Source organism: Flavobacterium hydrocarbonoxydans, from assembly GCF_009789235.1.
Lineage (GTDB): Bacteria > Bacteroidota > Bacteroidia > Flavobacteriales > Flavobacteriaceae > Flavobacterium > Flavobacterium hydrocarbonoxydans.
The window spans coordinates 87,036-100,688 of record NZ_WSTB01000004.1; the positions used below are offsets into that span (position 1 = coordinate 87,036).

11 protein-coding genes are annotated in these 13,653 nt (G+C 31.2%); 9 read left to right on the forward strand and 2 right to left on the reverse strand.

The window, feature by feature from the left end; genetic code table 11:
• Positions 1 to 192 precede the first annotated feature (192 nt).
• The 5 genes from GON26_RS08205 (at position 193) to GON26_RS08225 (ending at position 6,424) form a co-directional block, all read left to right on the forward strand.
• Positions 193 to 891, forward strand: a complete 699-nt coding sequence (locus tag GON26_RS08205) for a hypothetical protein (RefSeq protein ID WP_160374351.1) — start codon at positions 193 to 195, stop codon at positions 889 to 891.
• A complete protein-coding gene (locus GON26_RS08210; protein WP_160374352.1) occupies positions 885 to 3,227 on the forward strand; it encodes a DEAD/DEAH box helicase in 2,343 nt (780 codons plus the stop codon). Before GON26_RS08205 ends, GON26_RS08210 begins: the two co-directional genes overlap by 7 nt.
• A gap of 180 nt (positions 3,228 to 3,407) precedes the next feature.
• Positions 3,408 to 4,961: a rhomboid family intramembrane serine protease gene (locus GON26_RS08215; RefSeq protein WP_160374353.1), complete on the forward strand. Its 1,554-nt coding sequence runs from the start codon at positions 3,408 to 3,410 to the stop codon at positions 4,959 to 4,961.
• 251 nt (positions 4,962 to 5,212) lie between these two features.
• Positions 5,213 to 5,773, forward strand: a complete 561-nt coding sequence (locus GON26_RS08220) for a DUF7010 family protein (protein WP_160374354.1) — start codon at positions 5,213 to 5,215, stop codon at positions 5,771 to 5,773.
• 117 nt (positions 5,774 to 5,890) lie between these two features.
• Positions 5,891 to 6,424, forward strand: a complete 534-nt coding sequence (locus GON26_RS08225; protein ID WP_160374355.1) for a hypothetical protein — start codon at positions 5,891 to 5,893, stop codon at positions 6,422 to 6,424.
• Between the two features lie 314 nt (positions 6,425 to 6,738).
• On the opposite strand, the gene GON26_RS08230 is transcribed toward GON26_RS08225, so the two are convergent.
• Both GON26_RS08230 and GON26_RS08235 read right to left on the reverse strand, forming a co-directional pair.
• Entirely contained in the window at positions 6,739 to 7,386 is a 648-nt protein-coding gene (locus tag GON26_RS08230; protein WP_160374356.1) for a YceI family protein, read from the reverse strand.
• 33 nt (positions 7,387 to 7,419) lie between these two features.
• Positions 7,420 to 7,959, reverse strand: coding sequence for a hypothetical protein (locus tag GON26_RS08235; protein WP_160374357.1), 540 nt, complete (start codon positions 7,957 to 7,959; stop codon positions 7,420 to 7,422).
• A gap of 113 nt (positions 7,960 to 8,072) precedes the next feature.
• Here GON26_RS08235 and GON26_RS08240 point away from each other — a divergent pair, with 113 nt between their 5' ends.
• From GON26_RS08240 to GON26_RS08255, 4 genes are all read left to right on the forward strand, one after another.
• The gene (locus tag GON26_RS08240; protein WP_160374358.1) at positions 8,073 to 8,963 is read left to right on the forward strand and encodes a winged helix-turn-helix domain-containing protein; all 891 of its coding nucleotides are present in this window, start codon (positions 8,073 to 8,075) and stop codon (positions 8,961 to 8,963) included.
• A gap of 452 nt (positions 8,964 to 9,415) precedes the next feature.
• Positions 9,416 to 10,639: a hypothetical protein gene (locus tag GON26_RS08245; protein WP_160374359.1), complete on the forward strand. Its 1,224-nt coding sequence runs from the start codon at positions 9,416 to 9,418 to the stop codon at positions 10,637 to 10,639.
• 197 nt (positions 10,640 to 10,836) lie between these two features.
• Positions 10,837 to 13,020: a hypothetical protein gene (locus tag GON26_RS08250; RefSeq protein WP_160374360.1), complete on the forward strand. Its 2,184-nt coding sequence runs from the start codon at positions 10,837 to 10,839 to the stop codon at positions 13,018 to 13,020.
• A 340-nt stretch (positions 13,021 to 13,360) separates the two neighbouring features.
• Positions 13,361 to 13,582, forward strand: a complete 222-nt coding sequence (locus GON26_RS08255; RefSeq protein WP_160374361.1) for a hypothetical protein — start codon at positions 13,361 to 13,363, stop codon at positions 13,580 to 13,582.
• The last annotated feature ends 71 nt before the right edge of the window (positions 13,583 to 13,653 follow it).

Here is a 13,653-nt window from a genome sequence, read left to right on the forward strand (position 1 = left end):
GCTATACTTGTCTGGTACAAATATTTGACGATTATGGTTTTCCGTAAGGGGAATGATTATTAATTTTTGATATTTGTTTTTGGATGATAAACGATGATTTTGTTATGCATAGCTATAATTTATAGCGGTTGACTTGTATGATTTTATATATAAATAAGCAGTAATTATAAAACACACAGCAGAAAAAAAACAATGAAAATAGACCTAATTGACAAAAAAACTTTGAAGCATTTTCCAGCTTCTACAAGTTGTGATATAAATTGCCTACACATCAAAATTAAAGACTTCAAACCAATTGTTAAAGAATTTGAAACCTATATTACAGATACTAGTTGGATAAATAGCTTAGATGAGATTTCAAAAAAAGTTTTCAAGGTAAATGCCGAAAAAACAATTGATAAAATAGTAAATGATATAATTGCTGGAATTACGACATCTTTGAATGAAGACATTGGAGAATTTATAGTTTCTTACTCCGCACAACTTGCTTTGGAAATAGAACATTCACACCAAAGAATTCCCTTAGCAGAACTTTTAAAGGAAAAGATTACAGGAAACCCTGGGTTTGATTTTCATACAATTAGCACAAATAACTATTTAGTTTTTGGGGAAGCAAAATTCAGTTTGGACTCAACTCCAAGGGCAAAAGCATTAGATCAAATTGAAAAATTCATTGGAGATAGAGATAATGCAGAGCTTAAATGGCTTGAACCTTTTCTAGATTCTACCACAAAAGCAAACATAATCAAGGATGAAAAAGGTTATACTGCTGCATTTTCATTTAACGGGGGAAATATTATTACAATTTTAAATAATGCGTTACTCTCTGCTCCTATAGCTGAAATAATTAAGCATAAAGAACTTTACTTAATTGCTGTTGAATTATGCTAAGTAATATCCTTTTTAATCAAACTATTGATTCTGAATTAATCAAAGAAATTCTTTTTGACTTTCATACCTATGGACCTATTGATAATAGCCACCTTGAAACGTTATCATACTTAAAAAAATATAATACTGAACAATTCAAAGCTTATGAAGGGAAATTGATGTTTTTAATGGGATTATTTTATAAAACAAGTGAACCTAACTCCTTTATTGAGGCTATTTATAACGCATATGCTCAAACCATAATTGAAGAAACTGGTCACAATTTTACTCCTGTACAAGCAGATGCTTATAACTCAATAAAAAAATATACAAACTTCTCTTTTTCTGCGCCTACTAGTGCCGGAAAATCATATCTATTTCAAGAGTTGATTAAGGAAACAAAAGGTGATATAATAATCATATTACCATCAAGGGCATTACTATCTGAATATTTAATTAAAGTCAAAAAACTAGTTTCAAATGAAACACTAGTACTCCAATTTATTGAAATAGTAAACACTAAAAGGACAAAAAACAGAATCTACATTATAACACCCGAAAGAGGTGAAGAAATTTTTAAAAATGTTGACAAACTTAATTTAGAACTTATTCTATTAGATGAAGCACAAATCTCAGAAGAAGGTATTCGAGGAATGAAATTTGACTCTTTGGTAAGAAGAATTGATAAAAAATTAAATAATATAAAAAAAGTTTTTACTCATCCGTTCGTACTAAATCCCGATGCACAATTTAAAAAGCATAACATTACAAATAACATTGACTCAGAAAATTATAATCAAAAAACAGTTGGTAAAATTTACATAGAAAATAACAAAGGTTTATTTACCTATTTTTCACCATTTGATGATAGAGTTAAAGAAAAAATCGTAGTTGGTGAGATTGTAAAAGATATTATTGTTAATGGTGGAACAGCTTTAATTTACATTTCTAAAGCAAAAATATATGATGGAACATATATTGAAGAGTTTTCAGAATATATAGAATTATGCCCTAAAATCACTGATACCAAAAGCTTATCATATATTAATAAGCTTGAACAATTTTTTGGCATTAAAGACGACAACGAAAAGTATTCAATATTAATTTTTCTTATGAAAAGAGGTATTGTTATCCACCACGGTTCAATCCCACTAAAAGCAAGATTAATAATAGAAGAATTTGTAAATGGTCATCACGCAAAAATTTGCTTTTCAACATCTACCTTAATTCAAGGTATAAATATGCCATTTGATATAGTTTGGGTTAATAATTTCAGTTTTACGGGTAATGAAGACCAAAAAATATTAAATCTCAAGAACTTAATTGGAAGAGCTGGTAGAACAACTATTGAAAATGACTTTTTTGACTTTGGATATGTAATAATTGAAAGTAAAAATAAAAAGCTATTTATAGAACGTTTGAATAAAGAATCATCTTTATCTAATATTTCCAATTTAGATTTGACCACTGACGTAAACAATGAGGATTTTATAGATATAGTTGATGCAATAAAAAATGACACTTTCGATTCTGAGCTACACTTAACAAATTCACAAATTGAAAGAATTAACAATTCAAATATAGACGATGATGTTAAATTCATTTTAGATAATTTCTTAAATGAAGAGTTAAATCCACTAACAGCAAAAGAGTATTACCATCTTAAAGATTCGGTTAGAAAAAAAATAAAAAAATCATTTGAGACTATTTTTAAAGTTCATTTGAGAAGACAAGAATTAACAAATGGTGAAAAAGCAGTTTTAAGCGCATCTATTCCTGTATTGCTTTGGATGATTCAAGGAAAATCTTTTGCAGAAATAATTTCTTTGCGTTATGCATTCTTATCAGAGAAAGATTTTAGAAGAAAGCTGCGAAGACAATTAGTAAAGAAAGAAATTTCCCTTAGCCAGTATAGAAAATTACTAAAAGAAAAAGGTATAAGATATTCTTGTATAGCCAACGCTATTCCTGATATTAGTTTTAAAAGGGGCGCTTCTCTTTTTAAAGGAAACTTATTAGAAAATGACATTGACTTTGATAAAATCATTTATGACACTTATGATTATATTGATAAAGTCCTTTCTCTTTCAGTATCAAATCCAGTCTCTAGCGTATTTCTACTATACTTTCACAAAACAAATGACATTAGAGCCAAAGTATTAAGTAATTATATAAAATATGGTACAAATAATGAAACTGAAATATGGCTAATAAAATATGGCTTTAGTTTTGACGAAATTGAAGAATTAATTGAACATATTGAAAAAATAGACGAAACTGAAATTATTTTTAAAGAGAGTATTAATGAATTCATTAATAATCCAGACAATTTGAAGTTAATTGAACGATATTTATAAATAACTAGCCAACAATGCTACTAGCAATTTAGGAATTTGGCTTAATAGAAAGTTGGTTTTGTATCTGCGATGATTTGTCAAATCCGAAGAATGTGATTAATTTAGTGTCAAATACGCTGTGATACCAGAACGATATATATCATCACAAATCAAAATCAAAAAAAATAGAAAAACAGAACATTGGAAACATACTTTACAAAGCTTAAACACATACTCCCAACATTTTTTATAATTGCATTTTCGACAACAGTTGGACTTTTACTTTTTCGCTGGATTTTTGCTATTCAATATGATATTATCGATATAAAAGAAGATGTTTGGTGTTTCTGGCTTCCAATGACATTGCCCTGGATACCAATTTTAATTTGGTTAAGACCTAGATTCCGAATTCTAGTCTTTAAAAAAGACGATGACAATGGACGCTTCTTTTTCCAGTTTTTATCAGCAGGGACAATCATTGCCTGTCTTATGATTTCACAAAGTTATTTAACAACAGCAACAGGGAAACTCCAAAAACTATCGATAATTACAGATATACAAAAAGTAGAAAAATCAAGATATTATAAGTTAGCAAAATTTTCTGTTGCAGAATATTATGGAGGTTCTTTTACTGACTTTAGACAAAGCGGAAAATACAATCAGTATCTTAATTTTCACATATTCTTCGTTACGCCAATCACTAAAAATCATTTAGAAAAAATCAATACAATTCCAAAATATTGGTATGGTGTAGATTTTAGCGAACAAATTAGCAATAAAATTAGTAATGAAGAAAAAGAAAAAAAATATGAAATGTTTTATGCTGAATGTATTGAAAAAATGAATAATTACGATTTTCATTCATTAGATCATTTTGAAAGAATACCAACATCTGATGACCGAATAAATTATTTAAAAGCGATTGAATCGAGAATAAATCAAAAAGCAGATAAAAATTTTATAGTATTAGAGCCAGTTAAAGAAAAGTTTGAAGAAAGGAATGGAAACAAATTTGTTTGGATTTTTGGCTCATTTGGTATTGGTTTAGGTATTTTGTTATTTTCTTTAATTTGGCCTCGATATAGTGAAACGGAAAGAAAAAGGTTTTTGTCAGGTAAAAAACCAAAACAAGACGACTTGGTGGATATGCTTAATTATCTTATCCCGAAGGGAGACCATTTTGCAACTTCAGTAATTTTAGACTTAAACATTCTGGTATTTTTATTAATGGTTTTTTCTGGAATTAATATAATATCTCCAAACGGAATAGAATTACTCCAATGGGGAGGAAACAGAAGACTGGAAACTACTGGTGGAGAATGGTGGAGATTATTGACAAGTATGTTTTTGCATGGAGGTATTATGCACTTAATTCTGAACATTTCAGGACTTGTAATTGCAGCAATTTTTGTAGAGCCTTTGCTTGGGCGAAAAAAGTATTTTATCTTATATATTCTTTCCGGACTTTGTGGAAGCCTTGCTAGTATTTTGTGGTATCCTAACACAATAAGTGTTGGGGCATCAGGAGCAATTTTTGGCCTTTATGGAGCAATATTAGGATTGCTTTTAACGAATGCTTTTCCAGAGGGAGGAAAAAAAGGAGTTTTGATAATGATTGGGATTTATGTAGTAATAAATTTGCTTTGGGGTTTGACAGGAGGAATTGACAATGCAGCTCATATCGGAGGGCTTTTAAGTGGTGCATTAATTGGAATTTTATTATACAAACTAGATGATAGACAAAAAAATGACTAATAACAGCTACAACTGATTTGCATCACCTGTTCGCTATCGGGTTGAGAATCCGAAAATAAGGCTTAATTTAACAGCAGTTTGTAACAAGAACGTCAGCTGGTAAAAAAAACGCTTTAAATCTAGAAATTACCCGAGTACTAGCTTAGGAAAACGGCCAATATAAAATTTTCAGACGCTCCGTTTTATTTTTTCACAGACTGACATTGGCGGCAGGCAAAAACAAAAATTCACCATTAATTTAAAATTCAAATATGACAAATTTACAAGAGGCGCAACAAGATATGAAAAAGGGCTACGGATACGGTTCCGTTGGGGTCATTGTTTCGGGAATAGTTTGGTTGGTTTCTAGTTTAGCGGTGAATTTCTACTCACCCCAAAATGGTATTTGGACTTTGATAATTGGAGGAGTGCTTATTTTTCCAGTCGCAAATTTAATTGGAAAATTAATAGGGCTCAAAGGCGGGCATGATAAAAATAATCCGTTAGCAAAACTTACAATGGAAGGAACAATATGGATGATCATGTGTATTCCTCTGGCTTTTGGTTTATCTTTAATTAAAGCAGAATGGTTTTTTCAGGGAATGCTGATGATAATAGGCGGAAGACATCTGACTTTTGCAACTGTTTACGGGACGCGTATATATTGGATTTTAGGAGCAATGTTGGGATTGGCAGCCTATATATTATTTAAATTAGAAGCAACAGCATTTGTTTCTGCATTAACAGGAGGTGTGATTGAGATAATACTGGGAATAAGTATTTACATTTTATACCGTAGTGAACAAAAAAAACAGACCGCCGGAAACTACTAAGTTGAATTTTGGATTGCCTTTAGAACTAAATTTTAAATCGTATTACTCAATCATAGCTGTGGAACGTTTACAAATACCTTTCCCCATAAATATAAATTTTATATTCACTCATAATCAATGAAAAGACAATTTAAAATTATCGTTCTGTTTGCACTTTTAATAGGTAGTAATAGTAATGCGCAATCAAACTTAAATTTAAATTCAAAAACGGAAACCTTAAGCATTAATTGGCCGAAAGATGAAGACTGGCATATCGTAGACCAGCAAGATAATGAAACAGGCACGATGACGGCGATGATATTATTAAAGGGAAAAGAAACTATTGTAAATCATAGCGAAATGGTAACAAGAAATATTTACCATAGTCCTATGACGGAGCCAATAGAATCCGAAATAGAACAATTATATGAAATGTATAAAAAAAACGCACCAACAACCAAAAAGGCATTAATTGAAAAGGATGAAAAAGCAAAACATCCCTGGTTTATCTATAAAATTGTAGCTCCAACAGAAACTCTAATTTTCTATGCTATTCAGGGAAATTATGGTTCCTATTCTAGTTTATGGTCAACGAAACAAAAAGAGCTTACACCACAATCTCAGGAAAAATGGGTTGAAATCTTTAAATCTTCCAAAATAATATTGGAGTAAATAAAATAACAAACAGCTTACGGCTGCTACAACAGAACTAAAAACTGGGGGATCATTATACTTCTGGACCAAAGAAATTCTAAAATGAGACAAAACCTGCTGAACGAAATTTACGGTACTGTACTGAAATAAGCTAACATTTGGATTTAGAATTTCCAATCCTATTGAAATTTCAAAAATTAGAATTTCAAAAGGATTGGAATTTGGAATTTAAGAAAATTTGGAATTTACAACAAATTTGGAATTTACAACAAGATTGGAATTTCCAAAAGGATTGGAATTTGGAATTTAAAAAGAATTAGAATTTCCTAATTTCAAAGATTCAGCTCTTTGTTTCTGGCTACGATATTGATATGAAATTCAATAGAATCCGATATCGTCTGATCAGCTAAAAGATCATAGAATTTTCCAGATTTATAGCGGATGTCCCATTTTGTACGGTCAATGGCCAGTCTGCCATTCAGTTTGAAAACCCCCTTGGTAACTTCCGTTTTGGCTGAAAAAGTTACCGGTTGTGTGATCCCTTTAATCGTCAGGTTGCCGGTTACGTTCCTTTTGTCGCCAGTTGTTGCAGCATTATTGGTAAGTACGATGGTAGAAGTGGGGAATTTTTTAACATCAAAAAAATCAGAATCTTTTAAGTGTTTAACAAGGTCGTTATCTCTCCCGTGTTTTTCATCTTCAATGGTATTCATATCCACTTCAGCGCTGCCGCCTATAAGCTGACCGTTTTCTATAATCAGTTCTCCTTTGGATAAATAGATATAGCCCATGTGAGTATTGGAACCCATTAGATTAGAGCCTTTCCATACCACAAGACTTTGCTTCGTGTTTACAGTATATTTTTCATGTCCAATAGGTAAAGTGCTTGCCGATGCAGTGTTGGTGTTTTCTTCTTTTACAGGTCCTCGGCAACCGAAGATTAAAAGTGCAGTAATTAAAATGGTGATTTTGTTTTTCATAAGTATATAAGTGAGTGTTATGTTATTTATTACTTAGCAGCCGCCTTTGCGAGGGGCACGTTTATAAATTACTTTATTATCCCGTTCTACATAGTCGCCCGTTATTATTGGATAGGAATATTTGGGCGCGTACGATACGCCATGACTTTTCAAAATTATTTTGTCGTTGACTTTCAGGCTCTGCAATTGCTTCAATTGAGACTTTTCCGTTTCAAACCTCACAATATAATCATCACCATTAATCCTGGCCATCACCGCGAAACCCAATGCCGATCCTGGCGGAAGAGAAAGAGAGGTTACCACAGCCTCCATATTGGTAAAGGTTCTTGTAGGTGCACCTATTTTAGCAGCGCTGGCAAGCACTTTTTTACCTTGGGGAGACGCCTTCCACTGGTTGTGTTTTATACCATCAGGGGTAGCTTCCCATTTTTTCAATTGGGCTTTCCTTTCAGTAGCAGAGAGCGTCTTTTGGATTGGCTTTTTAGGCGTTTCATTTTTAGTTTCGCAATTCGCAAACAGTAGTCCACTTACCACAACCAGCGGTAAGAGCAGCGCATAAATGTTTTTTTTCATATTTTTTATATCCTTTTAAAGTTTGATACAGCGAAATTAGTTTGATATTTTTCGGCTTAAGTCATTTGAATTGTAAATAAAAATGTAAACTTTGTAAATAAAACAGTGACACTATGCGTAATAGCCAAAAACTCCTGTCCGGAAAAGGAAAGTATCTCTTAGGATTCCTGCTGCTTTTGTTTGCAGTTGGAATCTGTGCCGCTTTTACTATTACAGATACTGACGATTTTGCTGTGGCTAGGAGGGAAGTTTTGCTTCGCAGAATAGGTCATGAACTGCTTTTACAATCAGGCGATAGTACTTCAAGGGTGCTTCCGATAAAAAAGATTGCCGAAAATGAGTACCAGATCAGGTTTGAGAACGAACTTACTTTCCAGACCGATTCTTTAGTGAAAACCACCCAGCGTTTGTTATCCAAAGACCCGCTTACCAGTGATTATGTGGTGAATGTCCTAAACTGTGGTTCTGCCAGTGTAGCCTATGGATATGCGATGTCTAAGAATACCAAAGATGATATTGTAGCCTGCTTAGGAAGAAAGCAGCCCAGAGCCTGTTACACAATCAACATCAAATTTAAACCGACGGGAATCAATACCGCAAAAAGTGGCTACCTCCTGGGGAGTCTGTCCTTTTTAGCATTTGTTGGTTTTGTATTTTTAAGATCGGCGAAACCAAAAGCAGTTGTACCGGATGCAGGTGATACTAATTTATTCACTTTAGGCGCCGTGTTGTTTGATGCGAAAAACAGAAAGCTGATCATAAACGAAACCACCTTAGACCTTACCGGAACAGAAACCCGTGTATTACTCATTTTTGCCTTGTCTCCCAACGAGACTATAGAGCGAAGCCGACTCCAAAAAGAGATTTGGGAAGACGAAGGTGTTATTGTGGGGCGCAGTCTGGATATGTTCATCTCTAAACTCAGAAAAAAACTGGAACATGATCCGAACCTCAAAATTGTGGTGATCCGCGGCAAAGGCTATAAACTTACGATCGATTCTTAGCCGGAAGTTTATGTACTAGTTTTTAAATTTTAATCAAAGTGTTGTACTTGTAGCAATCTATCTCCTTCACACTTTTAGATTTCATTACATTTTTTGTTGTGGCAAAATTTTCATAATTATTATTTAATTGCAAAAAAGTGTGGCATTTTTTTTTAAAATTTATTTTTATTGCAACAAGTTGCGCATTTTTTTCTTTTCAATTTTTTTGCCACAGTAATTGTGATAATTTTTATTTTATTTCTGTTTTGTCACAACAACTGTGATATTTTTTTTGAGAATTTTATTTTGTGGCAAGTTGGAAGGTACGATTACGATTGTTACTAAGTTGTGCTTAACTGAATTGAGGATTTAATCTAAACGTTTAATCACAATTTTTCTAAAAAACCGTAAAACTACTTGTGTTTGGGTGTTTGATTATGCTTATACTTGTCTGGGACAAATATTTGTTGATTATGGTTTTCCGTAAGGGGGATGATGAACGAATGAGGATATTTGTTTTTAGCTATAAAGAAATGATTTTTATGGCTGGTATAAACAAGTTGTTTGTTATTTTGCCAAAAATTCGCAGAAAAAACCAATCTAAAAATAAATCTATGAGTTACTTTAGTGATAAGGAATATAACGAAGATGAAAGAAGAAATAACGCGTTTCAAGCAGTAAATGCAGTTCGTGAAGCAGTAAGTTTGGCAAAAAGAGCGAACCAACCTGTAACCTATGAACAAACTCTTGATCTTATTGAGGATTTAAGTCCTCAATTATATTCTGAAGTTACTACTTTGCTCGCAAGAAAAAATGAAAGTGATGTTGTTAAATTTTTTAAAGAAAAAGCAGAAAGCAAATCAACTGATAAAGTTACAATTGATCCAATTGATTTAATCAATGAAGAGTTAAAAGAACTTGAAGAAATTGTTGAAAAAGATAAATCTAAAAGATTTTTAAATAAACGAATTTTTGACTTAAAAAATGCTTTGACATATTTTCAACCTCGAAAAATTTCAGAACATAAAATATTAAATAGAGATTTTTATTTGGCTGAAAGACCATCATTTAAATTTTCAGAAACTTTATATAAAGATGACGAATTTGTAGATTATAAGTTGGATGACAACAAAGTTTTACGCTTAAGATTATTACATCCCGATAAACCAGAACATATTATTGGCGCTGATTTGATTTATGAACAGTTTAACTTAAAAACTAATCAAGTTAGATTTTTAGTTTTACAATATAAAACGTGGAATTCGAATAACTTAAATCTTTCAAGTGGAAATATTGCAAATCAATTTGAAAAATTAGACAAAAATTTATGTAAATCCGGTTTTTGCTCAAATTATGAAGATGAAGAAAAAAAATCAGGATATAGACTTCCATTTTGCTCTGCTTTTTTAAGACCAACTTCCTACATTGCATCAGAAGATAGTAAACTTGTAAGTACAGGGATTCACGTTCCAATTTGTCAAGTGTTGAAAATAAAGGAAAATGAAAAATCCTTAACTAAAAAAAATTCAAAAGGTAAAGCAATCAGTTTTAAAATATTTGATGAATTATATATTGAAAATATGTTAGGCTCACGTTGGCTAACCTTTAAAGAATTAGAAAAATTTTATAGTTCAAAGGATATTTTAAGTCATATTGACAGAATTAGAGTTCACGCCCAAGAAGTGACAATTGAATAAAAAAACAGCACACAACAACAACGGATTTGGGCATTGGGCTTAATGGAAAGATAGTTTTGAATTTAGGAAGAATTTGGCAAATCCGAAGAATGTGCTTTAATTTAATCTCAAACCCGCAGTAATACCAGAACGTTAGCGGTCAGGCTAAGGATGACATTCAGACTTCAACGAATAATAACAGACAAAAACCAAACTAAATGACAGAATTAGAAATTCACTTAGAAAACTGTTATGGAATAAGACGGTTCAAACATAAATTCAACTTTGGAGAATCAAAAACACAACTAATTTATGCTCCAAACGGAGTAATGAAATCTTCTCTTGCATCAACATTTGATGATATAGCAGAAGGTAAAGTTTCAAAAGACAGAATTTTTTCAAACAGAATAAATCACAGACAAGTAAAAATTGATGGAATTGATATCGAAAAGGATGAAATTTTTGTTATTCAAAGAATGAAGTCAGCAGATTTCAAAGAAGCATCGACAATTCTTGCAAATGAAAAACTTAAAAATGAATATGACGCATTAAATTCAAAACTAAATGAGTCAAAAAATGATTTTTTAAAGCAAATTCAACCATTATTTGGAATTAAGAGCAATGCAGTTGAAAGCGAAATTGAATCGGTTTTCAGACAAGACCTTTTCAAAATGTTCGAAAGATATGATGCTGAAATAAATGAAATTAAAGAGCCAATATATTCAGCTATACTTTATTCAGAAGTATTTAATGATAAATCTATGAAATTTCTTGAAAGCAAAGACTTTAAATCAAAAATTAAAGATTACATAAAAGTCTATGACACTCTTGTTAATGAAAATGACGCTCTTTTTATGAAGGGAACATTTAATCATTATAATGCTGACACTGTTACAAAATCACTCAAAGACAACAATTTCTTCTCAGCAAATCATAAAGTAAAGATAAAAGAACAGGAAATAACAAATGCCAAAGAATTAGAAGATTTAATATTTAACGAAAAAGAGAAAGTTCTTAAAGATCCTTTATTAGCAAATACATTCAATGAAATTGATAAGTTACTTAATAGTAATGCAGAACTAAGAAAGTTTAGAAATTACGTTGAAGAAAATCAAGAAATCATTAAAGAATTTGCAGATTTATCTAATTTTAAGAAAAAGCTTGTATTAAACTACTTAGCTAAATTCAAAAATGAGTTTAATGTTCTTTTAAAATTACATAAAGACTCATCTGTTCAAAGGGATAAAATCATACTCGAAGCAAAAAAGGAACAAGATGATTGGAAAAATGTAATTGATATTTTTAAAAGAAGATTCACTGTCCCTTTTGAAGTACATATTAAAAATCAAGAAAGTGTAATATTAAATAGCGAACCTGCATCTTTGCTATTTAAATATACAGATGGAAATGGGCCTGATGATACAAAATTTTTAGGTGGTGCTGAATTACAAGAATCACTGAGTACGGGTGAACAAAGAGTTTTTTATCTTTTGAATATTATTTTTCAAATTGAGACAAGAAGGAAATTAAACAAAAACCAACTTGTAATTGTTGACGATATAGCAGACTCATTTGATTACAAAAACAAATACGCCATAATAGAATATCTAAAAGACGTTTTGGACGACCCTCATTTTTTTATGATTATTCTAACTCATAATTTTGATTTCTACAAAACTATTAAAAGTAGATTAGGAGCTAAAATTAACTATCAAGGAAATTGGACAACAACAAGGAAATCTGGAGAAATAGAGTTAAGTATCGGAGAAAAAAGAGATGTCTTTCCAATCTTAAGAAGTAATTATGACATTTGTGATTTTACTTTTATTGCTTGTGTTCCATTTGTAAGAAACCTAATTGATTTCACCATTGGAGACGATAACAATAATTATTTACTTTTAACTTCATTACTTCATATGAAGCCTGAAAGAGCAGATAAAGGAATTAATAAAACAGAAGAAATAACAGTGCAATCTGTTTTAGATGTTTTCAACACAACTTTTCAACAGACAAAAATAAAAGCAAATTTAAACTATAATGTTTTTGACCTTATAATTGCCAAAGCAGAGGAAATCTATAATATCGCAGATGGGAACCCAATAGACATAAAGTATAAAATCTGTATCTCAATTGGAATAAGACTTCTTGCAGAAAAATTTATGATCTCAAAAATAGTTGACCCTAATTTTCATAATCATATATTGAAAAAACAAACAGGACAAATTGTCGATAAATATAGAGCAGAATTCCCTTTAGAAAAAGACAACTTAGGAATTTTAGATAGAGTAAATTTAATGACTCCAGAAAATATTCACGTTAATTCATTTATGTATGAACCTTTAATGGATTTGACGGACGACCATTTAAAAATATTGTATAATGACGTAAAAACATTAACGTAAAAATAAGGCCACCCCATAGCAGCTACTACAACGGATTTCGGCAATTCACTTAATAAAAACGTAGTTTTGTATTTGGTGTAACATTATATATGATAAGCGAAACAGACCGTAAAAAATAATTAATGAAAATAATATTCACTCTTTTAGTTTTTGTCATTTCTGTGAATTTGTCCGGGCAAACTCGTCATGAAATTATCGTCACGATGAAAGAATATTCAGAAAATAAAGGAAATGTTCCTTTGTAAATTTTACTGAAGAAAAACTTAATCCTGCTTTAATTAAACTGCAAGCTATAACTTGCCAAGGCGGAGACGAACAATTGTTTGATTACTTTTTGGAAATGATTTTAAATACAACAGGATCTGCAAATGAAGTTCCTGCTGATGTACTTGCTGAAATTTTTATCTGCCGTACTGAACTTGTAGAAAATCGCTTAAACGGAAAATACAAAAATGACTTTCTAACAGAACTTTTGGATTTTGGATTTAAGAATATAAAACACCAAAATAAGATTGCAAATCAATCTGAACTAGAAAAAAGAATTGATAAGCTGAAAAAATAAAAACGAACGCACAACATATTGTGGTTTTAGTGCTAAACAAAATTCAGTTCTTCGATTTCCCCACTTTGCCA